This window comes from Argonema galeatum A003/A1 (genome assembly GCF_023333595.1).
In the GTDB taxonomy this organism is placed as follows: domain Bacteria; phylum Cyanobacteriota; class Cyanobacteriia; order Cyanobacteriales; family Aerosakkonemataceae; genus Argonema; species Argonema galeatum.
Window position 1 is genome coordinate 41,769 of record NZ_JAIQZM010000009.1, and the last position, 25,707, is coordinate 67,475.

Genomic DNA, 25,707 nt, shown 5'->3' on the forward strand with positions numbered 1-25,707 from the left:
AAATAAAGACGCTCGAACATGACTGGGCAAATCTCTCGCAAATATCTTGCAGTTTTTTCTTTAGCCGTAATTCTAGATTCAGTTATCGTCAGTTTTTCACCAATTCAGGCACTAACATTTAGTCCGCCTGAAGCGATCGAAGTAGCGGAATACGTACCGCCAAAAGGATTAGGTGTACCCCCAACAGGCGGGGGAGGAACTCGTGGAGGAAGTTGTTCCCAGGATAAAGAAAATACAGGCTTGCCTCTAACTGCTTTGATGCCAGCACTTGAGTCAAGCGGCGATAACTGGGGATTGACGGTGGAAGCCAATCCGCAAATTTTTGTGTATGTACCGAATACTTCTGCACGAACGGTGGAGTTGGCGCTGAAAGATGAAGATGAAAAAGATGTTTACAGAACAAATTTACCGATTTCTGGTGAAGCTGAAATAGTCAGCTTGACCCTACCGAAAAACTCAGTAAATTTAGAAGTTGGTAAGAGTTATCATTGGTATTTTTCGATTATTTGCAATTCCAAAAATCGGCGTCGGGATGTTTCTGTTGACGGGTGGACAAAGCGAGTCGAAATGGATTCAACTTTGGCACAGATAGAGAAGGCGACACCGCGCGATAGAGCCAATTTGTACGCTAAAAATGGGATATGGCACGAAGCTCTAGCAAGTTTATCTCAACTGCAGCGCGAAAATCCTAACGATTCGGCACTAGCAGAAGATTGGAAAAAGTTATTGGAATCAGCAGGATTGAAAGAATTCGATCGATTTCCGGTAACGTTGATTAACGTGGAGCGATCGCCATAAACTGCGCCTCGCACTCTTCAATATTAAAATTTTGTGAAACCTCATTGAATGTTTCGCCCGATCGAGATATAATCGCGGGGTCATTCGTGGTTTATCTATGCAACAGCGATCGCTCAACGTGCAGTTATTTCTTCAAGGAGTGTTGCGTCCTAAAGTCAGCGTCAAGTTTTGGGTGGCAAGTAGTTTAGCGCTGTTTTATCTGGGATGGGGTGGAGAGGCGCGATCGCAAATAGCCCCCGACAGCACTTTATCCACCAACGTCACAACCCCAGATAATCTTAACTTTACGATAAATGAGGGGAATCGAGCCGGGAATAACCTTTTCCATAGCTTTCGCGAGTTTTCCATCCCTACTGGCGGTGAGGCTTTTTTCAATAACGCTGTAGATATTCAAAATATTTTCAGTCGCGTGACGGGTAGTTCGATATCTAATATAGATGGATTGATTCGAGCAAACGGCACCGCTAACTTATTTTTAATTAATCCGAATGGGATTATTTTTGGCTCTAATGCAAAGTTGAATATTGGCGGCTCGTTTTTAGGGAGTACGGCGAATAGCATCAGGTTTGCCGATGGAGTAGAATTTAGTGTCACCAATCCTCAAGCTGCGCCCCTGCTGAGTATTAATATACCAATTGGTTTGCAGTATGGAGCGAATACCGGAGAAATTCGCGTGCGGGGGAACGGTCAGGAATTTGGTTTGGATGGTGTAGAAAAAAGTTTCGATCGTTCTTTGAATCCCCTAGAAGTTCTAAGAGGAAAAACGTTAACACTCGTAGGCGGCAATATCATCATTGATGGTGGGATAATACAAGCACCAGGCGGTCGCGTAGAGTTAGGGGGAATAGCAGGAGAAGGAACAGTAGGACTCAATGCCGATGGTAGCCTGAGTTTCCCTGAAGGCGTGGCGCGTGCAGATGTATCGCTGATTAACAAAGCGGGAATTAATGTACTTGGGAATGGTGGGGCTAGCATTGCCATTACCGGAAGGAATATAAATATTTCGGGAGACAGTCTCCTGAGTGCTGGGATAGCAACGGGACAGGATACACTTGAGTCGATGGCGGGAGATATCGCGCTTAGTGCCACGGAAGCCATAACAACCGCATCGAGCCTAATTGAAAATAACGTCAAGCCTAATGCAGTTGGAAATAGCGGCAACATCAGCATTACCGCTAAGTCCCTAAGCGTTACTAATGGCGCTCAACTGAATGCCAGTACATTGGGGCAAGGGAAAGCGGGTAGCGTCACGATTATCGCTAGCGATACGGTTTCTTTTGATGGTGCACGGAAAAATGGATTCCCTATCCCCAGTGCAGCCGGAAGCGTGGTGACACCGAATGCCGTGGGGGATGCGGGAGGCGTCAGCATTACCGCCAAGTCCTTGAGCGTTACTAATGGCGCTCAACTGAATGCCAGCACGTTGGGGCGAGGGAAAGGGGGTAGCGTCACGATTATCGCTAGCGATACGGTCTCTTTTGATGGTATGGGGAAGGCAGGATTTCCCAGCGCCGCCGGTAGCCAGGTGGGAAAAAGTGCAGTGGGAAATGGAGGTGGGCTCAGCATCACCACTAAGTCGCTTAGCGTTACCAATGGCGCTTTACTGAGTACCAGCAGTGGAGGAAATGGCGCTGCAGGTGACATAGTAGTTGATGCTGACTCCATCAGTCTGGACAATCGATCGACAATTAGCTCTAATACTGTAGGGGGTGAAGGCAATATCAATTTGCGTTCTAGCTCTTTAATCTTACGTCAAAACAGCAACATATCCACCAACGCTACCGGAAGCAAAGATATCGGCGGTGGCAATATCAACCTCAACACGGACATATTAGCCGCCCTGGAAAACAGCGACATCACCGCTAACGCCCAAGAAGGTAGAGGGGGTGAAATTACGATTAACGCTCAAGCTGTTTTTGGTGCTGCACCACGCACAAGGCAAGAACTACAGCTTCTCCTCAACACCGCAGACGGCAATGCTGTAGATCCCAGCTTATTGGAAAGTAGCGACATTACCGCCATTTCTCAACAGGGTGGGCCGCAATTGGAAGGTACTGTAGCAGTCAACACCCCCGATGTTGACCCCAGTTCGGGATTAATTATTTTACCAGACAATCTCGTTGATGCTACCAGGTTAGTTGCTTCTAGCTGTCGCACTGGCGCTATTCAAAGTCAATTCATTGTAACTGGTAGAGGAGGTTTGCCGCCCAATCCAAATGAGGCTATTAATGATGAAGCTACTTGGATAGATTTAAGACCGAGATTATTAGAGGGAGAGGGAGAAGGGAGAGGGAGAGGGAGAGGGCGGAGAGAGAGGAAGATTACCCAATTACCTCTAGCCAATTCCCAAATTGTGGAAGCGCAAGGATGGACTCGCAGCGCAAATGGCGAAGTGATATTAATTGCACAAGTGCCAATAGCAATACCTCAAAGTTCTGGATTAGCTCAACAACAATGCCATGCGCCTTAAACTGACATCTGTCGCTAACCAAATCACCCGTAGGGAAATGAAAATAAAGTCGCTTGCTCGTTTATTTCTATCCTGTAATCTACAGCTAGCTATAAAATGGCTAAACAGAATTACACTTGCACTGTTAGCGGCTTTTTTCAGTGCCAGTGTTTCACTAGCAATGGGTAATGGGGAATCGGTCATCGGTAATGGGAACAAACAATTACCAATTACCAATTACCAATCCCCAATCCCCAATCCCCAACAATTACTCCAACAAGGTAGGAAATTTTTCCAAGCTGAACAATTTTCCCAAGCCGCAGAAGTTTGGCAAAAAGCTGCTTCTGCGTTCAAAGGTGCTGGAGATAAACTTAATGAAGCTTTGGCTCTGAGCTATTTGTCTTTAGCTTATCAACAACTTGGCAAATGGCAAGAAGCAACTGATGCGATCGCTTCCGGTTTATCTCTCCTAAAAAACAGCGGCTCTTCAAGAGATAGCTTATCAATTTTAGCACAAACTTTAAATACAAAAGGTCATCTGCAATTAGCTTTGGGACAATCCGAAGACGCTTTAACAACTTGGACGCAAGCGGCTGCCAAATACTCTCAAATTGGCGACACAGAAGGCGCGATCGGCAGTCAAATCAACTCTGCCCAAGCGATGCAAGCTTTGGGACTTTATCGCCGCGCTAATAAAAGTTTAGAAGAAATAGAAATATCTCTGCAAAATCAACCAAAATCTTTAATTAAAGCAACAGGATTGCGGAGTCTCGGTAATGCTTTGAGAGCGATCGGCGATTTGGAGAAATCACGCAAGTTATTGCAACAGAGTTTAAGTATAGCCCAAGAGTTAGGCTCGACACCAGCCATCAGTGCTGCTTATTTCAGTTTAGGAAATACTGCCCGCTCTCTAGCAAAAAGAGCAGAAGAATTAGCAGATAAATCAACAGCGAAAACTGAAATAGAAGCTGCCCTCAAAGCTTATCTAGAAGCTACTAAAATCTCGTTACCAATTAGGCGAGTGGAAGCACAACTGAATCAGCTTAGCTTGCTAGTAGATACACAACAATTTGCAGAAGCGGAAGCGTTGCGGAAGGCGATCGATCTTAATGAATTACCCGCCAGTCGCAGAGCAGTTTATGCGAGAATTAACTTAGCTCATAGTTTAACGAGACTGGAGACTGGGAATGGGGGACGCAAAGAGGATTTACCGAGTGTCGATCGGGATTCTGCACAATTATTAGCTACAGCAATTCAAGAAGCAAGAAACTTAAAAGATCTTCGGGCTGAATCTTACGCTCTTGGCAATTTGGGAGAATTATACGAATTGACAGGACAATCAAAAGATAGCCTAGCTATAACACAGCAAGCCCTGGTTTTAGCTCAAGCAATTAATGCTTCGGATATTGCTTATCGATGGCAATGGCAATTAGGAAGATTGCTGAAAGAGCAGGGGGATAAAAAGCAAGCGATATCCGCTTATAAGGTAGCAGTTGAAACTCTCAAATCTCTGCGTAGCGACTTAGTTGCCATCAATCCCGACAATCCAGATGTCCAGTTTTCGTTTCGGGATAGTGTAGAACCAGTCTATCGCGAATTTGTCGATTTATTAGTTACCACAGAAGCAGAACCGAGTCAAGAAAATTTACGGCAAGCGCGGTATGCGATCGAATCACTCCAACTAGCCGAATTAGATAACTTCTTCCAAGAAGCTTGCTTGAATGCCAAACCCGTACAAATCGACAAAATTGACACCACCGCCGCAGTAATCTATCCTATCATTTTGAAAGATAAACTAGCAGTCATCTTAGCATTACCCCAATCTGGGCTGCGCTACTACGCCACAGTTAAACCCCAGAGCGAAATTGAAACCCTGCTCGATGAATTGCAACAAGATATCGGACGACTCGCCGCCAACAATCAACAAGTATTGCGCCTTTCCCAACAAGTATACGACTGGATTATTGGACCCGCCGAAGCAGCATTAGAAAAAGAAAAAGTGCAAACTTTAGTATTTGTACTGGATGGTTTATTGCGGAATATTCCGATGGCTGCTCTGCACGACGGACAGCAGTATTTAATCGAAAAATATAGCATAGCCCTAACTCCAGGACTACAGTTACTCGCGCCTCAACCGCTAAGACAAGGACAGCTTAGGGTACTGACAGCGGGATTATCGGAAGCGCGTCAAGGTTTTTCCTCTCTCCCTAACGTAAAGCCGGAATTACAAGAAATCCAGAAGCAGGTAAACAGTCAGATACTTTTAGATGGGGAATTTACGGTCACTAACCTGCAACGGGCTATTAATTCAACTCCTTTCCCCATAGTGCATATCGCCTCCCACGGACAATTTAGTTCCCAAGCAGAGAAAACGTTTATTCTTACCTGGAATGATAAGATTAATGTGAAAGAGTTAGATAATTTATTGCGTAGGAGAGAACAAAAGGAATCGCATCCTATTGAATTACTTGTTTTTAGTGCTTGCGAAACAGCAGAAGGAGACAGTCGAGCTGCTTTGGGATTAGCTGGAGTAGCGGTGAGAGCGGGCGCACGCAGCACTGTAGCAACTTTGTGGAAAGTCAGCGATCGCTCGACAGCCGTTTTGATGACTGAATTATATCGCGAATTAACCAAACAGGGAGTTAGCAAAGCAGAGGCGCTTAGAAGCGCTCAGTTAACTCTTTTGAAGGAGAATCGTTACAAATTTCCCTATTTTTGGGCTCCCTACGTTTTGGTGGGAAATTGGCGCTGATTTAAAATTTCAGATTTCAGATTTCAGAGGGCAGATTGAAAGTAATATTTTAATTCTCAATTTGCCATCTGAAATTTTCAATTTGCAATTAGTTTGATTTCCAGTCCAGGACGATTCAACGTGGAAAGATCGAAATACTCCAAAACATCTTCCCCATCATCAAACTTCCGCTCTAGTTCTTCAGCTTTCATAAATGGCAATTAGCTAACACCCATTCAGCGATCGATCTATTCACTTGTTCCGGTACTTCGTCATGAGGACAATGCCCAGCTTGCAGATAATGTTCTGTCAGTTGCGGATAATATTGTCGAAACTTTGCTCCCCGTTCTTTAGCGTTCATCCAGGGATCTGCTTCTCCCCAAATTAGTAACAGCGGACGAGGTAATTCTTTCAAGAGAACGTCAACTTTTTCGCCTTGGGGTGTACTAAATACAGAGGCAAAAACTTGTGGGGCATCTGGATCGCAAGAAGGACGATAAATATCTTCTACTAATTGATCCGTAACAGCACTTTTGTCGAGATAAACTTTTTCTAATGTTTTACGGATGACCGATCGTTGACGCACATATTGAAATAACAGATAATTAGCCCAAGGTTGCCGGAGAATTCCAAGTATTATCTCACCCCAAATCTTTCTGACAGGATCGGGTTGCGGTTGAGGTTCAATTTCGGTAAAAGGGCCAGCACTGTTAATTAAAATCAATCCTGCCGCAGACTGGGGACGCTGTGCTGCTACACACAAACCTGCATAGCCTCCCAAGGAGTTTCCCGCCAAAACTGCTGGTTTATCGATAACTTGGGTGATAAAATCATTCAGTTGGTCGCGCCACAAATCGCCGCTATATTGCCAGTTTGGTTTAGCCGATCGGCCAAATCCCAGCAGATCGATCGCCCAAACTTCAAAATCCTGACTCAATTCAGCGATATTTTTGCGCCAGTGGTCTGTAGAAGCACCAAATCCATGAATCAATAGCAGTGGCGGACGTTGCGGGTGTCCCTGTCCGGCACGCACATAGTAAATTGATTGTTCCCGCCACTGCCAGTAGGAACCTGGAATAGAAGTTGTTGAGGAGATGAGGATTCCCGACATTTTTTCTCTTGACTTTTGAATGAGTGACTTTTGAATGAGTGACTTTAAGGTAGCTGGTTTGCCTGCTGTAGCAAGGTAGAAGCAACTTCGATCTCAACTTGGGAAAATTCCCCGTAAAAGCGACTGACGCTGAAGAATTGATGAGGCGTTGCTAGCACAATAACGCGATCGCACATCTGCTCTAAAGATTTGCTCAATCCCAGAGGGGCCACGGGCGTCCCGATCCAAACCTGTGCCGGTTTTTGAAGTTGTAGGGCAGAAACCGCCACAGCTATAGTCATCCCTGTGGCAATGCCATCATCAATCAAAATCGCGATCGCACCTTCTGGGCTAATCTGAGGACAATTAGGAGCTAAGCGATCGAATTGATCTTGAGCTTTTTCTTGGGCTTGACGAAGAGCTTCCTGTAATTTCGGATGATCTTGCGGTAATGGCAATCGATTTGACCAAATAGCCTGCCCATCCGCCGTTACAGCACCGATGGCTAGTTCCGGATCTTCTGGCTGAGCGATCTTTTTTGCCACGACAATATCCAAAGGGCAACCCAACTTAAGAGCTACTGGTACAGCAACCGGCAAGCCGCCGCGAGGCAGCGCATAGACGATCGGCTTTGCCAAAACTCCCTGAGCCCTAATCAGGTTCATTTGGTCTTCAATCGCTTGGGCTAGCTGCTCACCGGCACTGTTGCGGTCTTTAAATAGTACATAAGGTGACATAGCTTTTTCCAGCAAATTGTAGCGCTATTGCCTCGGTAGTTCATAGGCTCCAGTTTAGGGCCTTTGCTAACTGAGTTGCCAGCGTCATCGGATCGAAAGGTTTAGCAATCACAGCCTTCACCCCCAACTGTACAAATCTGCGCTGTTCGGCTGCCTGCACCTTAGCCGTCAATAAAATCACGGGGATGTGCTGGGTGGCTATATTCGCCTGTAGCTTTTCAAAGAGCGTCGGACCATCCATATCAGGCATCATTACATCTAGGAGAATAACGTCAGGCGCTTGGGTTAAGGCTAAAGCCAAGCCTTCGCTGCCTCCAGCAGCCGTTATTACCTCCCAGCCTCCCATAGTTTCGAGGGAAAATTGCGCTATTTCCCGGATATCTTCTTCATCATCAATAACTAAAATTCGCTTTGGTCTCATGTCGATTTTAGATTTTAGATTAATCAAAGCAGATTATGCGATCGCCTCCAGCTGCCTTAGCTCGATCGAGTGCTTTACGAGCATTGTGATATAGAGATTGTAAATCAGCACCATCATCGGGATACTGAACCACACCAGCACTAAAAGTTACTTCAATCTCTGTGCCTTCAGGTCGATCGAACTTTACTTTGCCCAGGGAATCTAGTAACTCCTCCAACCGTTTCGCGGCAGCTGGTTTAGTAATACCATACATCCCGATCGCAAACTCGTCACCACCCCAACGTGCCACCACATCTTCAGTGCGGAAACCTTGTAACAGAAGTTTCCCAAATTCGTGCAACACCACGTCCCCAACACCATCGCCATATTCTTCGTTGACTCGCTGAAAATAGTCAAAATCCAATACAGCAAAGCACAAGGGTTGCTTATAACGGGTAGACATACGCATAAACCGTTCCAAATCTTGCATTGACTTGTGCCGATTGACTACTCCAGTCAAAATGTCGGTTTCAGAAATATTTCGCAGCACCCGTACTCGCTGCAAGCGGTTGAAAATGCGAGTGACCAGTTCTGGCCCCGCAATTGGCTTCTGTACGTAGTCATCAGCCCCCACACCAAACACCCGCTGTATAGTTTCGGCATCCGTGTGGCTAGAAAGGAAAAGCACCGGCAAATAGTTCCACTTTGGGTCGTTACGTATGACTTTACACAGTTCAATACCATTCACATGAGGCATATCTATATCTAGAACCAGAAAATCCGGTGCTGTGGCTTCGAGTACTTCCCACAGCCGTCGCGAGTCTTCGAGGAGAATCAGCTTCAATCCCTCTGGCTGCAATAAAGTTTCTAGGGTGGTTAGGATCTCCGGGTCGTCATCCACAGCCATGACCTTAAAGTTAGCGCTGTGTCCCTGTTGTAGCACTTGGCTAACTGCTTTCATGACTAGGGCTGGTTCGATCGGTTTTCGCAAAAAGTAGCACCCGCCCATACGAGCGACTTCGATGCGATCGCTAAAAGTATCTCGGTATGTCAGGACTATAATGGGCACAGGTGGATTTTGCGCCGACAGTTCCCTCACCAGTATTAGTCCGTCCTCAGTAGGTGAGCCAGAGGAAAGATCAAGCAGCACCAAATCTGGCTCGGCGTTCTGGATAGTAACTTTGGCAGCAGACAAATTGCTCAGACTCTCTGCCTGCATTCCCCAATAAACAGCTTCCATAACTAACTGTTCCGCTAGCTCTTTATCATCTTCAACAATTAATATTTTGGGTTGCTTATTCTTTAATAATCGAGGTGTAGCAGAAGCTGATAAAGAGGCGGAAGGTTTTGTAGCTGAAGCTGTCTCTAGTTCCCGGCGCAATGCTGCAACCAGTTCAGAAAATAGCACAGATCTATTAGGAGAATTTACAATTGAAAATTTAAAATCATCACTTCTAAATTGATAACTTTCACCATACCCGATGCTCGATTCCCTATCTCCTATTTGCAATAATTCCTCTATTTTTCGCGCTAGAGATGAGCCTTCAGCGAAACCAAAAGTACCCAAAGAACCCGCTAATTTGTGAGCTTCACTTACTGCTTTCTGCCGTAATTCATCGTTAAAGGTTCCTGCAAGTAAAGCTGTGTTCGCTCGCTCTATAGCAGCAAATCGGTTAATAATCTTGTCTTTGAACTTTTCCCATATTCCTGCTACCGCAGACTGTATAGACGCTAATTCGGCAGATTTATTAAGGGTTTTACCTTCGAGTATTGGTAATTTGATATGGCTAATATTTGACTCTTGCCCGTCAAATGTAATTTTTTCGGATTCGACACTCTGATATTTGGCTTCGCCAACAAAACTCGGTTTCTCTTGCCTATTAATAATCTCTAAATTAACATTAGAAATTTCTTGTACTTTCTCTTCAATTTGCGCTTTTGAATTTGAAATTGGCAAACTCGTAGCGGGTGGTAAAGACAATCCGATACTTTCTGCCACAATGCCAGCTAGTTTTTCCCAGTCCAAAGGATGAAATAGAATTTGACCGATAAGCTTTCTTGGTAAATTGTTGCTTAAGTTATTGTCCAGACAATAGATTATTGACTGTTTCCCTTCCTTGAGTCGGCCATAAGCTTCCTCTAGCAGCTTGGCTACAGATTGGTCGATCGCACTCTGGTCGATCAGCAGCAATGACCAGTTGCCTCGGTCTAGTTCATCAAATGTTTTTTCGCTGTTCGGAATTGTTTTGATGGGCTTTGCCAATCGCTTCTGTAACCATAATATCAGTTCATTAGGCAACCCAGCGGCTAGAATCTGGGGAATATTCTGCTCCTGTACTTCGCTAGATAGTGGTTTGAGACGATAACCCATGCCGTAAACTGTCTCAATCAAATCGGCTGGTACCCCTACTAATTTGAATTTTTGCCGCAAACCTTTAATGTGAGCTTTGACTGTATCCTCTGCGGGAGCGTCTTCCCAAGACCACAGATGTTCTAAAATAGCGCTGCGGCTAAATACACGACGACTGTTGCGTAAAAAAAGCTCTAGTAGAGAATATTCTTTAGGACTGAGATGCAGAATTCGATCTTCATAAATTACTTCGCAGGTGCTGGGGTCAAGGTGTAAATTTCCCCATTGCAAAACTGGAGCTACGGCAGAATTTCCCCGACGCAGCAAGGCTCGAATGCGTGCTACTAATTCTTTTAAATCAAAGGGTTTGACGACATAATCATCTGCTCCCACATCTAAACCCATCACTTTATCTGTGCTAGTTTGACGGGCAGTCAGAAGCAGCACAGGCATACGATACCCATGAGAGCGTATGCGACGACACAGAGTCATGCCATCCATCTTGGGAAGCATGACATCAAGCATAATTAGGTCATAGGTGTAAGCTTCTATAAATCCCCAACCAGCTTCTCCATCGTGAGCAATGTCGAGAACGTAATGTTGTTTAATAAGAAAGTCTGTAACGACCGCTGCCATTGCTTCGTCATCTTCTACTAGCAAAATTCTCATATAAAAATCTCCCTAAGCATTGGTTTGGTCGCCCCCGGATTCATCCGTAGGGTTAATCAAAAATCAAAAATCAAAAATCAAAAATCGATCGATTGACTAAGATATTAGGTTTTGCGTGTTTCACTCGCGCTCCTCATGGCAACTGCAATGCAATTAAAGCTGCTGCTGCTTGAGAATCTACTGGCTTGGAGTAAAAATATCCCTGCCCTTGTTTGCATCCCAGTTTCTTAAGTTCTGCGACTTCCTCAGCTGTTTCTATGCCTTCGGCAATTACTTCTAGTCCTAGACTGGAAGCCAATATCATAATTGCCCAGATAATATCCCATTTTTTCTGGCTGACAAAGGAGCGATCGATTTTCATGAGGTCAATAGGTAGTTCGTGCAAACGGCTCAATGACGAGTAACCTGTCCCAAAGTCATCCATATATAACTGAATTCCTAGCGCTTTGAGTTGGTGTAGGGTAGCGATCGCATTTGTCTGATTTTCCATAATCGCACTTTCTGTGATTTCCAGCCTTAAGCTGCTAGTCGCCAGGTTAGTTTTCTGCAAAATTTCTTGGACTTGCTCAACCAAATTAGGTTGCGATAATTGTAAACTGGAAAGATTAACGCTCATCGTTAGGGCTGGGTTGCAGGCAAATTCCTGCTGCCAAGAATACAGTTGACGGCAAGCCTTATCCAGTACCCAAGTTCCCAAGGGTTCGATCAATCCGGTCTTTTCTGCTAGTGGGATGAATTCTGCTGGCGAAACCAATCCCCGACGAGGATGCTGCCATCTTGCCAGTGCCTCGAACCCACTAATCTTGTTAGTTTCCAGCGATACTATTGGTTGGTAGTGCAGCTGAAACTGTTCGCGTTCTAACGCTAATTGCAGCTCTTTTTCGAGCTGGTAGCGTGCCATAGCGGCAGCGCTAATAATATTTACCTGGATCTCTCGATCGCTCTCAATAGCTGCGGTCAGTCTTACTAAGCGATCGGTGTTCTTGACGGCCAATTCCAGCAGTTTCTTACCCCTAGAGCTTATGGTGCCAAGCTTACCGCTCAGCAAAAGGCTTAATGCACCCCGAATTGAGGTCAGAGGTGTACGAAGTTCGTGACTCACCAGGGCGGCAAAGGCATCGGCTTCGCCAGCAATTGAGGTGTCAAACTGGTAATTTTCCCTGTGCCTAATTTTGTTAATAGTGCTGGTATTTGTCATATTGCTTACTTTTTCTGGGTAAACGCAACCAAAAGTTCTTGTTACTAAACTTAATACTTAAAAGTGAAAAATACGGGAAGGAACTTTGTGCAATCCTGGGTCATGTTAGATTATGAGAGCTTTTGATACTAAGTAACCTTGAATTAACTAACTCTCTCCCTATCTCTCATCCCCCCATTTTTGAATGTCGCGGCTACTAAATTACACTTGTAAACCCAACTCGATCCGATCGCTCACACCGACATTTTCCCCTATAAGCTGTGAAGAGATCGCTACCTATGTAACAATTTGTTAAAACAGTGAAAGTAAGCGATTCACTTTCAGGCGTATTCAGATTATGACAACAGTAGCAGTCAATCCCTATCTGGAGAGGAACTTTGCCCCGGTGCGATCGGAAATCACAGCAGATGACCTCCCGGTAATAGGCGAACTACCACCCAGCTTAAACGGGATGTTTGTCCGTAACGGCCCAAATCCCCAGTTTGCCCCAAAAGGCCGCTACCATTGGTTCGACGGCGATGGAATGTTACATGGGGTACAGATTAGCAACGGCAGGGCAACCTATCGCAACCGCTACGTGCGGACACGGGGATGGAAAATTGAAAACGATGCCTCTAGTGCCATCTGGACAGGCATATTTGAACCAGTCCAGGTAGACAATCCCTATGGCCCATCTAAGAATACCGCAAACACGGCCTTAGTGTGGCATTGCGATCGCCTCTTAGCACTTTGGGAAGGCGGAGAACCCCACGCGATCGAAGTCCCCGCACTAGAAACAGTCGGCCCTTACACCTACGGAAACCAGCTAAAAAGCGCCTTCACCGCCCATCCCAAAATCGATGCCGTCACAGGCGAAATGATGTTTTTCGGCTACTCAGTCGCCCAGCCACCCTATCTGCAATACAGTGTAGTCTCTGCCGAAGGAAAACTGTTGCAGACAGTGCCGATTGACTTGCCAGTAGGAGTGATGATGCACGATTTTGCCATCACCGAAAACTACACCATATTTATGGATTTGCCCATAACATTCCGATTAGAACGGATGCAAAGAGGCGAACCGGGATTAATGTTTGAATCAGATACACCCAGTCGTTTCGGCATTCTTCCCCGTCACGGCAATAACAGCAACATCCGCTGGTTTGAAGCGCCAGCTTGTTATGTTTTTCACACACTCAACGCCTATGAAGAAGGAGATGAAATCGTACTCATTGCTTGCCGCATGGAAAGCACCAGCGTACTTGATGCCACACCTACATCCAAAAATGGACAAAGCGACATTCCCCGTCTGCATCGGTGGAGATTTAATCTCAGTACAGGTGGGATGAAAGAAGAACAAATAGATGATATTCCTTCAGAATTTCCTCGTGTAAACGAGCAACTGATGGGACGCCCAACTCGCTACGGTTACACTTCGCGGCTAGCACCAACTTCAATACCTCTGTTTGATGGTTTAATTAAATATGACCTAATTAGTGGAACTTCCCAAAGTCACGAATTTGGCAGAGGACGCTATGGTAGTGAGGCAGTATTTGTTCCTCAACCTGGTGCCACTAATGAAGATGATGGCTGGTTGCTCACCTTCGTCTACAATGAGGTGGAAGAAACTTCTGAATTAGTGGTGGTAAGTGCTAAGGACATCACCGCTGAACCTATTGCCAGGATTCTGATTCCTACTCGCGTTCCTTACGGATTCCACGGCATTTGGATTGATGCGTAATCGCGTTTAACCCCACCCCCAGCCCCTCCCCGTCCACAGGGAGGGGGGCAGGAAGTATTTCTTCTTCCTCTTTGTCCACAGGGAGGGGGGAGGAGAGTATTTCTCCTTCCTCTTTGTCCACAGGGAGGGGGGAGGAGAGTATTTCTCCTCCTTCTTTGTCCACAGGGAGACGGGAGGAAAGTATTTCTCCTCCTTCTTTGTCCACAGGGAGACGGGAGGAAAGTATAGCTAGGGACTAGGGTCTAGGGACTAGGGTCAGAAGGGTTTATAATCAAGGGTTTCAGGAATTCAGAATGTCCTAACCGCCAAGGCGGTTGCTATATTTCTCCTTCTTCTTTGTCCACAGGGAAACGGGAGGAGAGTATTTCTCCCTTCTTCCCCCCCTCTCCGAAGTCGGAGAGGGGGGTAGGGGGGTGAGGTTCTTCCATTTTAGGTCGGTAGCTGGTAATTGTTAGTAGTTAGCAGCAACTAACAAGTTACCCATTAACAATTACAAATCAAAAATCAAAAATTAACATGAAACTACCTCCATCAAGCCGATCGCAATTCACCCCCGATCTGAATATCTGCCGGATCTTAAATGGGATGTGGCAGGTATCTGGCGCACACGGACGAATCGACGCGAAAGCCGCCATTTCTACTATGTTTGATTACGTGGATGCAGGCTTCACCACTTGGGACTTAGCAGACCATTATGGCCCAGCAGAAGATTTTATTGGCGAGTTCAGGCGGCAATTAATTGCGACTCGTGGCAAAGAAGCTTTATCGAACATCCAAGCTTTCACAAAATGGGTGCCTCGTCCAGGAAAAATGACTCGCAAGTTGGTCGAAGACAACATCAATATATCCCTAAAAAGAATGGATGTTGATTGTTTAGATCTGCTACAGTTTCACTGGTGGGAATACAGCGATATAAACTACCTGGATGCACTTAAATATATGTCGGAACTCCAGGCGGAAGGAAAAATAAAGCATCTGGCTTTAACTAATTTTGATACTGAACATTTAAAAATTATCTTCGATGCAGGGATAAAGATTGTATCGAATCAGGTGCAATTTTCTTTGGTTGACCGCCGACCGGAAGTAAATATGATTCAATTTTGCGAACAGCACGATATTAAGCTGTTTGCTTACGGGACACTTTGCGGCGGTTTGTTATCGGAGAAATATTGGGGTCGTCCCGAACCGCGAGGCGGAGATCTTGCTACGGTTAGCTTGAGGAAATACAAGAATATGGTGGATGCTTGGGGAGGGTGGAACCTATTTCAAGAATTGCTGAATGTACTCAAACAAATTGCAGATAAATATGGAGTCAGTATTTCTAACGTAGCTGTGCGTTACATTTTGGACAAGCCAGCTGTGGCGGGTGCGATCGTTGGTGCTAGGCTTGGCATATCGGAAAATATGGAAGAAAATGCCAAGGTGTTTGGTTTGACGCTGGACGCGCTGGATTACGAACAGATTAATGCAGTTTCTAGTAAGTCCCGTAATTTGTATGAGTTAATCGGTGACTGCGGGGATGAATATCGGCGGTAAGTTCCGATCGGAAATCCTGATTTATTACCACCTTTTTATTTGTAGCCCAACATTAATAGAGACGTTTGCTATAGTACACTGGTTCGATCGCCCATATCCGATCGCACTACTCCCCCATAGCAGTCCCGCAACCAAATTTCGATCGCCTGACCGATAACCCCATAACTGCTGTCTCGCGGTGCGGTGGGAGGTCGTCCCGCTGGATAAGGCCCGGTCATAGAAAACATCATCGCCAATCGCCAACCACTTGCAGTTTTTGTCAAAAATAGCCAGTGGTAATCTTGTATTTGAATTGCTTTTGTGGTTGAGTATCTTCGCTGTAAAGTAGTGAAGAAAACCTGTTGAATATTGTCTTCCCCCTGCGATGTTGTTGGGTTATATTCGCCAGGGCCAAGGGTCAGCGGTGAAAATTCGGCTTGGCCTGCCACAATGAAGTAACCGTACACATCAAGACTGCGGTCACGCGATCGCAATCTAGCACGCTGAGTTACCCTATTGGCATAACTGGGTAAGTCGCGCAGCATAAGAGTTGTTAAAGTCTCTACATCAGCAGGACAAGAAAATCTCTCTCTCTTTTCTGCTACAGCTGAAGTAACAGGGAATAGGCAAAAGTAAAAAGAGAAAAGTAAAAAGAAAAAATTCCATCTTTTGACTTTCTCCCCAGTTTCTTCATAATTCATCGCAAATTCGTTCAAAAGCAGCAACTGGATCGGGTGCAGCAGTAATGGGGCGACCGATAACCAGGTAGTCAGCGCCAGCTTTAATAGCTTCCGCTGGGGTGAGATTTCGCTTTTGATCTCCAGCTTCGGCCCACTTCGGTCGCACTCCCGGACAGACGAGGAGAAATTCATCTCCGCATACCTCTCGCAATTGCGATGCTTCTTGGGGCGAACAAACTCCTCCATCCAAACCCGCTTCTTTGGCTAGCAGCGCCATCTGTAGGGCGTATTCTGGCAGTTCCAAGGGAATTTTGAGGTCAAAAGCTAAATCCCGCGAGTTCAGGCTGGTGAGTACGGTAATGGCTATTAATTTGGGTGGTGGATACCCAGCAGCTTCGGCACCTTCCTGTACAGCAGTTTGAGCCGCCTGTAGTGCCTTACGACCGGCGGTAGCGTGGATGGTGACTAAATCAACTCCATACCTACCCGCAGCACGGCAAGCACCGGCGACGGTGTTGGGGATATCGTGAAATTTGAGGTCTAGGAAAATCCGCTTTTGCCGCTCTTTTAGCGTTGTAAGAATTCCAGAACCAGTGCTGACAAATAATTCTAAGCCAACTTTCCAGAAAGTTACTTGCGGAAGTTTTTCGATAAGTGCGATCGCATCTTCTTCAGTTGGTACATCCAGAGGGACAATAATTTTGCGATCGGTCATTGGAGTTTGGGGATTGGCGATTGGCGATTGGGAATTGGCGATTGACGATTGACGATTAAACCAAGCGGACAAACTTATTTTTCCCAACCTGTAAAACCCGTCCGTCTAAGTCGGTGGGAAAATCGAACGAGAGATTTACATCAGTAACCTTTTCACCATCAAGTCGCACACCCCCGCCTTGAATCTGCTTTCGAGCTTCTGAACTACTTTTACACAGTCCGCTAGCACTGACGAGATAGAACAACTTAGCGGGAAACTCCACATTAGATAGGGAAAACTGTGGAACTGCTTCAGCCTGTTCTGTGTTGCCGCGAGTTATACTCTGGGCATCGTCTTTGGCTTTTTCTGCCGCTTCCTTGCCATGATACTGAGTGACGATATCCAAAGCGAGAAGGATTTGCCGATCGCGCGGATCTTCTGGCAGTATATCCAGAGGTCTATCCGTCAGCAATTCAAAATACTGCTCCACCAAATTATCTGGCGTTTGTCGCAACTTTTGGTACATCGTCAGCGCATCGGACGATAAACCCACATAATTACCCAGCGACTTCGACATTTTCTGCACGCCATCAGTCCCGATCAAAATCGGCATCAGCATCCCAAACTGAGGCGATAGACCAAAATGTCGTTGCAGATCTCGTCCCACCGCCAGATTAAACTTCTGGTCAGTTCCTCCCAACTCTACATCAGCTGCGATCGCCACAGAATCATAACCCTGCATCAACGGGTAAAGGAACTCGTGCAGATAAATCGGGTTTTCCTTCTCAAAACGCAGCGCAAACCCCTCCTTCGCCAGCATCTGTCCCACAGTCATCGTAGACAACAGATCCAGAATCTTTCCCAAATCCAACTTGGAAAGCCACTCCGAGTTATAGCGAATTTCCAGACGTCCCGGCGTGTCAAAATCTAGAATAGGACGCACTTGCTCAAGATAAGTTTGGGCATTCTGTGCCACTTGTTCAGGAGTCAGCTGCTGACGAGCCTCAGATTTACCTGTTGGATCGCCGATCCGAGCGGTAAAATCACCAATAATGAGGACAGCTGTATGACCGGCATCCTGAAACGCCCGCAGCTTTCGGACTGGGATACTATGGCCTAAGTGGATATCCGCACCAGTCGGGTCAATACCCAACTTGACCCGCAAAGGCCGATCTGTCTGAGCTAACCGTTCAACCAAATTCTCATGGGGATTTTTAGAATCTGTCAGATTTGGAAAAATTTCACTGACGCCACGGTACAACCGGGCGAGATTTTGGGTAATACTAGGTGATTGATAGGATGCCATACTTTGCCGATGTCCAGTTTACGTCGCTATTAAACAGTCATTTGTCAGTTGTTATTTATGCAGTAGCACTATTGTCAGTGTATTTCCAAGGGTAGATGAAACAATTTTACAGGCGCTATAGTTTGCCAGAAGCAGTCAACTCACCGATCTCCTGGCAGGACAGGTTTAACGACAAAGCTTGACCCACAGAGTAGCGCAGCGCCCCAGAAATAACCCACCAGTTCAGAAGTAGTTAAATGCCTTAGAATTAAAGTATTTTTGACTTTTGACTTTTGAATGAGTGACTTCCCCGTAGCGGCTACTAGCTTGTTAAATCCATCCCTCCTCTAAAATCTTCCTGTCACCGTGACAAATAGTTTGAATATAACAATCAAAGGACTCACCCAGTCGCCCTCTATCTTGTTCAGTCTGTTTTCTTTGAGGAAGTTAAATCGCCGTGTCGTCCAACACACTCCGACAAAAGCCATCCGGCACTATTCCACCTGGTTTTCAGTTTCTTCAGACGGTTGCTAAGGTAACTGGCGGAACTCTTCTGGGCTTTACTATGCTAACCAGTTCCATTGTGGCTGGAGGACTGGTGGGCCTAGCGATTAGCTTCCGCAACCTCCCGGATGTGAGAGTTTTGCGTTCCTACGCACCCTCAGAAACAACTCACATCTACGACATCAAGGGTAAATTGCTTTCCAGTATCCACGGGGAAGTAAATCGTGAAGTCGTCCCGCTCGACAAAATTTCTCCAGAACTCAAGCGGGCGGTGATGGCTATAGAAGATAGCCACTTCTACCTCCACCACGGCATTAACCCCAGCGGCGTTGGTCGCGCCATCAGAGCTAACTGGGAGAAGGGATCGGTGGTGGAAGGCGGTTCGACGGTGACCATGCAGTTGGTCAAAAATATATTTTTGTCTCACAAAAAGGCTTTTAGCCGCAAAGTAGCAGAAGCGGTGATGGCAATCCGCCTGGAGCAAATCCTCCCCAAAGACCAGATTTTGGAGCTGTACCTCAATCAAGTCTACTGGGGGCATAACAACTATGGCGTAGAAACTGCTGCCCAGAGCTATTTTGGCAAGCACGCTTCTGATTTAAACCTGGCGGAAGGGTCGATGATGGCCGGTTTGATTCAGGCTCCCGAAGATTACAGCCCTTTTCTGAACTACAAGCTGGCGAAACAGCGACAGGCACAAGTTTTGGCTCGCATGAAGGAGCTCAATTGGATTACTCCCGAAGAAGAAGCCGCCGCTCGCAAGCAAACCCTCAAACTAGGCAAACCCACCTCGTTTCAGAAGAGTGTACTTCCTTATGTCACCGATGCTGTAAGACAGGAGCTGATTGAACGTTTTGGCCGCGCTACGGTGGAAAGAGGTGGGATGCGAGTTCAAACAACCATCGACCTCAAGTTCCAACAAATGGCGGAAGAGTTTATAGGTCGCGAACACGCCAGACTCCAACGTCGCGGACTTTGGGGTACGGAACTGGCCCTGGCTGCTGTCGATCCCCGCACCCATTTTATCAAGGCAATAGTGGGCGGTTCTGATTACAGCAAGAGCGAGTATAATAGAGCGACTCAAGCTCGCCGTCAGCCCGGATCTGCTTTTAAGCCGTTTGTTTATTACACGGCTTTTGCTAGCGGTAAATATACGCCGTCTTCTACTGTCTACGATACCCCCGTTCACTATCGCGATGGCAGTTCTGGTGGCTACTCTCCCAGAAACTACGATAGTACTTTTGGGGGTGCCATGACCATTCGATCGGCACTTCAAGTATCGCGCAACGTTCCGGCTGTGAAGATGGGACGCGCCGTAGGGTTAGATAAAGTGATTGAAGTTTGCCGGACTCTTGGGATTAAAAGTCCGATGGAACCAGTGATTTCTTTACCACTGGGTGCGAGCGGTCTGTCGCCTTTAGAAATGGCAAGCGCTTATGCCACCTTCGGTAGTATGGGTTGGCAATCCGATACTACCTTGATTGTTCAAGTAACTGATTCGAGCGGCAACGTTTTGCTGGATAACACGCCCAAACCCAAACTGGTTCTTGATGCTTGGGCGGCTGCTTCTATCACTAGCGTGCTGCAATCTGTGGTTACTAGCGGAACTGGAAAAGCCGCCCAGATAGGTCGTCCAGCCGCTGGCAAAACGGGTACGACGTCTTCAGAAAAAGATGTTTGGTTTGTCGGTTTTGTACCGCAACTGTCTGTGGCCATTTGGATAGGTAGAGATGATAACAGACGTTTAGCCTCTGGTGTGACAGGCGGTCACTACGCAGCACCAATCTGGCACAATTTTATGGTAAAAGCGTTAGATGGCGTACCAGTCGAATACTTTCCATCGGCTTCGCAATTTAAGCGCCCTAGTCCGTAACCAATTTTAGATTTTAGATTGCGGAAGCTGGTAAGTAGCCAAAAGTTTTGATTAACTGACTAGCCGCCTTACGATCTAAAATCTAAAATCGGCTAAGGTTGCTTTTCCAGTTCAGCTTTCATCCGCTCTAGGGTTAAATTCATTTGGTCAAACATTTGCTGAGGTGTAATGCCAAATTGACCCAGCTGAGTTCTAAGTTGCTGTATTGTCATTTGAGCCATAAAATCCTCAGAAAGCTCAAAGCGCTTCATAAAAATACGGTAGCGCTCCATAATGGCTTCCCATTGCTCGATAAACAGCTTTTTGCCTTCGCGGTCAAATTTGCCGTAGTTATTGCCTAGTTGGATGAGGGATTGATAATCCTCAGCCAGTTGCTTGAGTTCTTGCTGAACAATCTCAGAGTCAAAAAATCCCATTGCGCTTCCATTCAATCGAAGGTTTGCATTCAGGGGGAATACAATTGTATCTGTTACGATTCTAGTCCAGTCTGCTATTATATTTCAAAAAATTTGCTTCGGTAATGCGTTCGTCTGCTCATCTGCTTCCAGTACCTATTCCCCACTCGGGCAGCAGAGATTAATATTGTATAAGAAGACGGCAGGTTTTAGAGGCGACACCATGTTGAGTAAGCCGAAAGGTCGAAGAGTGGCGGCGATTTTGGCTTTTAGTGGGGCAGTTATACCTCTTTCGGGACTCCACAAGTTTTATTTGGGACAGCCGGTGTGGGGTATTCTGTATTTGCTGCTGTCGTGGACACCTATTCCCCATCTGGCTAGCGCTATTGAAGGGTTTTGGTATTTAGTTCAAGATCCAGATCAATTCGATCGCAATTTCAATCTAAATTCGCCAGTGACGGTACAATCCTCTGTTGACCCCTCCCAGGTGGCGGCGATGGCAGAGGCTTTGCGCCAATTGGAACAGTTGCGCCAAGAGGGGTTGATTTCTGAGTACGAATTCGAGCAAAAACGCCGCAAGCTACTTGACTAAATGGTTTGAATATGGGAATTAGTAACTGGCTAATCTCGGTGCGTCTTCAGCTTGGAAAGACGTTGCCCAAAATGTCGGTAAATCCGCAGCAGCAGTTAATCCGGGCGCGAATTCTTAATGATCCTTACTATCGGCTGCAATCAGTTGAAGAAATTGCGATCGCAGCCTCGTTGGGTATCACAATTGACCCGAATCGGGCGACTGTAGATGATTGGCTGAGATTGCCCGGATTGTCAATTCATCAGGCCCGATCGCTTGAAACTCTGTCTCGTTCTGGGGTAGAGTTTCATTGTCTGGAGGACGTTGCAGCCGCGCTTAGCTGGCCGATAGAGCGACTAAAACCCCTTGAGCCGGTACTCAGATTTTGTTACTACGACCCCGAAAGCGTCTTTACCCCCCAGCAGATTAACCCGAACACAGCCTCAATAGAAATGCTGAGTAAAATTCCTGCGATCGATACTTTTCTGGCGCAGGCGATCGTACAAAATCGCGAGAATGGCGGTTATTACCGAGATTTGGCGGATTTGCAACTAAGATTATCTCTTTCGGCAGACACGATCGGTCAGTTGATGCACTATTTGCGCTTGTCTTAGAGTTTTGAATTTTGAGTTTTAAGTTTTGAATTAAGAAACTTCTTTAACTCAAAATTCAAAATTCAAAATTCAAAACTATTTTACTAGGCCAATGCGATCGATCGGCCAAAACCGAAAGCAAGCACGACCAATGATGTTTTGTTTCGGTAAAAAACCCCACATATGGGAATCATTGCTGTTGTTGCGGTTGTCTCCCATCACAAAAAGTTGGCCTGACGGAACTGCCTGCGGTCCCCACTTATAGGCGGGAGGTTCGGCAATGTAGCTTTCCTGTAGGGGTTGGCTAGAGAGATAGACTTTGCCATTGGTAATGCTCACGAGTTGGCCCGGTTCGCCGATTACCCTTTTGATAAATGCCTGATCTTTCGCATATCCCTGAATTTGCAGCTGTGGCGGCGGATCGAAGACGACTATATCGCCCGTTGCAGGTGGGCGAAAACGGTAACTAACCTTATCGACTATCAAGCGATCGCCCACTTGTAAGGTCGGCAGCATAGAATCAGAGGGAATGTAGCGGGGTTCTGCCACAAAAGTCCGAAGCAAAAGAGCCAAGGTAAGGGCGATGACCAGGATTAGGAGATTTTCCCTCACTTGACGCCATACCCGCAACCAGAGAGGAGAACCTGCCAAATCCTTTTCGTTATAGTCCATAGAAGATATCAAGGAATACGGAGAACAAATACAGGACTTACCGGGTTTCTGGGCAAGTCCTAAATTAGTTTCTCACAATCGCAGGAGCGATCGGCTTCTAAATGCCCAAAGTCAATATCATTCTTCCGGGAGAGGCGGTCAAACGATCGGCGTCACAGCCGATACCTCGATCGATCACGTAAAACTTATATAAGCTGTCACCTGCTAATCAAAAAAACATCACAGGATCGCAGAGAGTCGCGTCAATAGGCTGTCTACCGAAAAGTCTCATACTTACTTTTGTCAGTAAGCGAGTTGAGAAAAGTTCTATGATTCTAATCCGAGATGTGGTACAACAAGCTATAACAACTGGTTATCTAACCGTTGAAGCCGAAAATGAACTGCGCCAGCTTCTAAGCAGCAAGTACGATTTAGAAGACTTGAATGCCTTTTTAGCGTTGCAGCAAGCCGCCATGTCCGGCTATGTTAAGCAAGAGTCCCGCGAATTAATAGCTATCAAACGCATGAGCTGTCAGTCACTTAACTGACTGAGGAGTCTGCTTGATGCCAGAGAATGTCAGGGTGTTAGTCAGTCAACTGGAAGGGGCAAGACCAAAAGCCCACGCTATAATATTTGATTTGGTGATGGAAGATGTTAGACCAAATCTTGTTCCTTAGAATATTTGATTAGAAATCAGATTCAACCGGAAACGATATCGCTTATTTCCACTAAAAGTGGGGTCTGGTTTAAGAAAGAACCCCGCCCTACAGACATTCCGGTGAAATAGGCACTTTACGAAATAGCGATCGCCATACCTGTAAAATCAGACCTCTCCATCTCTCCCGCTTCCGAGACTGATGCCACAAAAAGTTTCATCTCCTCCATTTGCACCGCTCCAAATAAAGTCCCAAAAGAAACATCTGCCGCATCGCGACCCGTACCGATTCGGATTATACTGTTTAAAGGCACCAAACGGGTAGCATCAAACAGATACCAGCGATCGCCCAGATAAGCCTCAAAACAAGCGTGAAAATCCGGCGGATTCAGACCGTAAGCGTAGGCGCTAACAAAGCGTGCGGGAATATTCAAAGCACGGCAAAAAGCAATGCCTAGATGGGCAAAATCCCTACAAACACCCGCCCGTTGCGTTGCCGTATCGTAAGCTGAAGTCTGAGAATTGGTACTACCAGATAAATATGTTACTTTGTTATAAATCCAGTTGCAAATAGCAGTAACTTTGGAATAACCAGGTTGTAACCCCCCAAATTCACTCTGCACAAAACCCATCAAGCGATCGGACTCACAGTAGCGACTGGGGTAAAGATAGGGCAGAGTCTCCATCGGCAAATCTGCGATCGGTACTTCAGCAATTGTGTTGGGATCGGCGTAAAAGTGCGACAATTCTACTGTCGCTTCATAGTTTACTTCCAATTTGCCAACAGGCGCGTTAACTCGCATATATCGAGTTAGACTTGCAGGTGCAGTATATTCGTCAAACTTTACTTTTGGGTCAAATTGTAGCTGTTCGGTGCAAATCCTTTGATGGTGGTTGTTAACAACTTGGATATTTAACACTAAAGTGCTGGCTTCGTTAATTCGGTAACGCAGTGCTGAACTAAGATTAAATTTCATAATTGTTATAGTTGTTATTTTTCACGAAGTTCACTCTAAACGTCTATCTTCAGAATGCTGCAAAACCGCTAGCATCTCTTCATAGAAGGGTAGTCCTCGACCCCGGCTGTCGCTGGCGGTTGCTAGGATTTGTAAGGTTTCAATCAGCGAATCTTTGGCAGCATTCACGATGAGATTGAGCAACGGATAAATACCAGCATCCTGCTGTTGTGCTGCTGAGATCGCGTCGATATAGGCAGCACGAACCTGGTTTGAGATTACGACGATAGGATAGCCCGCCCGCAGCAAAAGGAGATTCATCAATAGCCGTCCGGTGCGTCCATTGCCATCGCGAAATGGATGAATCGAAACAAAGCGAAGATGTGCTTCGGCGGCATATTCTAAGGGATGTAACGATCGGATGTTGGCCGAATTTAGCCATTGGATAAATTCCGGCATCAGATCGTTGAGCAAATAATGAGGCGGATAGAGGTATTCGGTGCCAGCCGCTTTCACATCTAATTGCCGATCGCGTCCAGCTTCTTCTGGTGCGATCGCTCTTAGAATTAGTGTGTGAATCTGTTTAATCTCCCATTCACCGATGAGAGTGTCCGATTGCATGAGGGTTTCAATGTAATTGATGGCATCCCGATGTCCGATCGCTTCCAGGTGTTCTCGCAGGGTTTTTCCACCAATGGTGATTCCGGTTTCTAGGACTAATTCAGTTTCACGCTGCGTCAAGGTATTCCCCTCGATCGCATTCGAGTGATACGTGAACCGAACGTCGTAGAGTTTTTTCAGTTCTGCCACAACGGTGGGGGAAAGCGGGCGAAAGCTATCTAACCAGCTTTTTAGCCTATCAACCAGTTGCAGCTTTTCAGAAAAGTTCATTGCTGATGATAACGCCAAATGCCGATCGATAATGTCACCCAGACGTTGAGGATACAACCGCACCAACATCGCCATTAAGTCATCATAGACTGAATGGGCGATCGCGGGTTGAGTGGTTAGGAAGGGCTGCATGGCTATAGTTTAGCGTAGATTTAAACCCGATCCAAAAAACTCGTGTTCTTTCTTATTCTTATCTGCGTTCCGGAGCGTTCCAGAGTCTTCATCTGCGGTAAAAATTTAACCAACGATCAAAATAGAAAAATTGACGATATCACTCATTATGCTAACGATGCAACCGGGCCCG

Annotated in this window: 21 protein-coding genes; 9 read left to right on the forward strand and 12 right to left on the reverse strand. The window is 46.1% G+C overall.

The features are described from left to right. The first annotated feature begins 18 nt into the window (after positions 1–18). The 3 genes from LAY41_RS11730 (at position 19) to LAY41_RS11740 (ending at position 5,999) form a co-directional block, all read left to right on the forward strand. On the forward strand, positions 19–798 hold the full coding sequence (locus tag LAY41_RS11730) for a DUF928 domain-containing protein (protein WP_249097609.1): 780 nt from the start codon (positions 19–21) through the stop codon (positions 796–798). Positions 799–895: 97 nt separating this feature from the next. Continuing rightward, complete coding sequence (locus LAY41_RS11735; RefSeq protein ID WP_249097611.1) at positions 896–3,268, forward strand: two-partner secretion domain-containing protein; 2,373 nt, start codon at positions 896–898, stop codon at positions 3,266–3,268. Beyond that, entirely contained in the window at positions 3,258–5,999 is a 2,742-nt protein-coding gene (locus LAY41_RS11740) for a CHAT domain-containing protein (protein WP_249097613.1), read from the forward strand. Before LAY41_RS11735 ends, LAY41_RS11740 begins: the two co-directional genes overlap by 11 nt. A gap of 187 nt (positions 6,000–6,186) precedes the next feature. Here LAY41_RS11740 and LAY41_RS11745 read toward each other — a convergent pair whose 3' ends face one another. The 5 genes from LAY41_RS11745 to LAY41_RS11765 form a co-directional block, all read right to left on the reverse strand. Continuing rightward, positions 6,187–7,089, reverse strand: coding sequence for an alpha/beta fold hydrolase (locus tag LAY41_RS11745; RefSeq protein WP_249097615.1), 903 nt, complete (start codon positions 7,087–7,089; stop codon positions 6,187–6,189). A 44-nt stretch (positions 7,090–7,133) separates the two neighbouring features. After that, on the reverse strand, positions 7,134–7,805 hold the full coding sequence (locus LAY41_RS11750) for a phosphoribosyltransferase (protein WP_249097617.1): 672 nt from the start codon (positions 7,803–7,805) through the stop codon (positions 7,134–7,136). Between the two features lie 40 nt (positions 7,806–7,845). Then, entirely contained in the window at positions 7,846–8,226 is a 381-nt protein-coding gene (locus LAY41_RS11755; protein ID WP_249097619.1) for a response regulator, read from the reverse strand. Between the two features lie 19 nt (positions 8,227–8,245). Beyond that, positions 8,246–11,224: a response regulator gene (locus tag LAY41_RS11760; RefSeq protein ID WP_249097621.1), complete on the reverse strand. Its 2,979-nt coding sequence runs from the start codon at positions 11,222–11,224 to the stop codon at positions 8,246–8,248. 133 nt (positions 11,225–11,357) lie between these two features. After that, a complete protein-coding gene (locus tag LAY41_RS11765; protein ID WP_249097623.1) occupies positions 11,358–12,422 on the reverse strand; it encodes an EAL domain-containing protein in 1,065 nt (354 codons plus the stop codon). 337 nt (positions 12,423–12,759) lie between these two features. Here LAY41_RS11765 and LAY41_RS11770 point away from each other — a divergent pair, with 337 nt between their 5' ends. Then, entirely contained in the window at positions 12,760–14,139 is a 1,380-nt protein-coding gene (locus tag LAY41_RS11770) for a carotenoid oxygenase family protein (protein ID WP_249097626.1), read from the forward strand. A gap of 516 nt (positions 14,140–14,655) precedes the next feature. Beyond that, positions 14,656–15,675 (forward strand): aldo/keto reductase, encoded by a 1,020-nt coding sequence (locus LAY41_RS11775; protein ID WP_249097628.1) that lies wholly within the window; start codon positions 14,656–14,658, stop codon positions 15,673–15,675. A gap of 68 nt (positions 15,676–15,743) precedes the next feature. Here the strand turns inward: LAY41_RS11775 and LAY41_RS11780 are convergent, their stop codons facing one another. Genes LAY41_RS11780 through tyrS form a run of 3 tightly spaced genes read right to left on the reverse strand, consistent with a single transcriptional unit; the run spans position 15,744 to position 18,334 of the window. Continuing rightward, positions 15,744–16,355, reverse strand: coding sequence for a hypothetical protein (locus tag LAY41_RS11780; RefSeq protein WP_249097630.1), 612 nt, complete (start codon positions 16,353–16,355; stop codon positions 15,744–15,746). Next, positions 16,345–17,049, reverse strand: a complete 705-nt coding sequence (gene pyrF / locus LAY41_RS11785; RefSeq protein ID WP_249097845.1) for an orotidine-5'-phosphate decarboxylase — start codon at positions 17,047–17,049, stop codon at positions 16,345–16,347. The genes LAY41_RS11780 and pyrF overlap by 11 nt, the downstream gene beginning before the upstream one ends. A 55-nt stretch (positions 17,050–17,104) precedes the next feature. After that, entirely contained in the window at positions 17,105–18,334 is a 1,230-nt protein-coding gene (tyrS, locus tag LAY41_RS11790) for a tyrosine--tRNA ligase (RefSeq protein ID WP_249097631.1), read from the reverse strand. Between the two features lie 436 nt (positions 18,335–18,770). Between tyrS and LAY41_RS11795 the strand changes: the two genes are divergently transcribed. Then, positions 18,771–20,690, forward strand: coding sequence for a transglycosylase domain-containing protein (locus LAY41_RS11795; protein WP_249097633.1), 1,920 nt, complete (start codon positions 18,771–18,773; stop codon positions 20,688–20,690). 92 nt (positions 20,691–20,782) lie between these two features. On the opposite strand, the gene LAY41_RS11800 is transcribed toward LAY41_RS11795, so the two are convergent. Next, a complete protein-coding gene (locus LAY41_RS11800; protein WP_249097634.1) occupies positions 20,783–21,106 on the reverse strand; it encodes a DUF1825 family protein in 324 nt (107 codons plus the stop codon). Between the two features lie 202 nt (positions 21,107–21,308). On the opposite strand from LAY41_RS11800, the gene LAY41_RS11805 reads away from it, so the two are divergent. Next, positions 21,309–21,677, forward strand: coding sequence for an NINE protein (locus LAY41_RS11805; RefSeq protein WP_249097636.1), 369 nt, complete (start codon positions 21,309–21,311; stop codon positions 21,675–21,677). An 11-nt stretch (positions 21,678–21,688) separates the two neighbouring features. Further along, positions 21,689–22,270 (forward strand): ComEA family DNA-binding protein, encoded by a 582-nt coding sequence (locus LAY41_RS11810; RefSeq protein ID WP_249097639.1) that lies wholly within the window; start codon positions 21,689–21,691, stop codon positions 22,268–22,270. A gap of 75 nt (positions 22,271–22,345) precedes the next feature. Here the strand turns inward: LAY41_RS11810 and lepB are convergent, their stop codons facing one another. After that, positions 22,346–22,921, reverse strand: a complete 576-nt coding sequence (lepB, locus tag LAY41_RS11815) for a signal peptidase I (protein WP_249097641.1) — start codon at positions 22,919–22,921, stop codon at positions 22,346–22,348. 308 nt (positions 22,922–23,229) lie between these two features. Between lepB and LAY41_RS11820 the strand changes: the two genes are divergently transcribed. After that, entirely contained in the window at positions 23,230–23,448 is a 219-nt protein-coding gene (locus tag LAY41_RS11820; protein WP_249097643.1) for a hypothetical protein, read from the forward strand. Between the two features lie 245 nt (positions 23,449–23,693). On the opposite strand, the gene LAY41_RS11825 is transcribed toward LAY41_RS11820, so the two are convergent. After that, a complete protein-coding gene (locus tag LAY41_RS11825; RefSeq protein WP_249097644.1) occupies positions 23,694–24,533 on the reverse strand; it encodes a transglutaminase-like domain-containing protein in 840 nt (279 codons plus the stop codon). 30 nt (positions 24,534–24,563) lie between these two features. Next, the gene (locus LAY41_RS11830; RefSeq protein WP_249097647.1) at positions 24,564–25,535 is read right to left on the reverse strand and encodes a Fic family protein; all 972 of its coding nucleotides are present in this window, start codon (positions 25,533–25,535) and stop codon (positions 24,564–24,566) included. Positions 25,536–25,707: the final 172 nt, after the last annotated feature.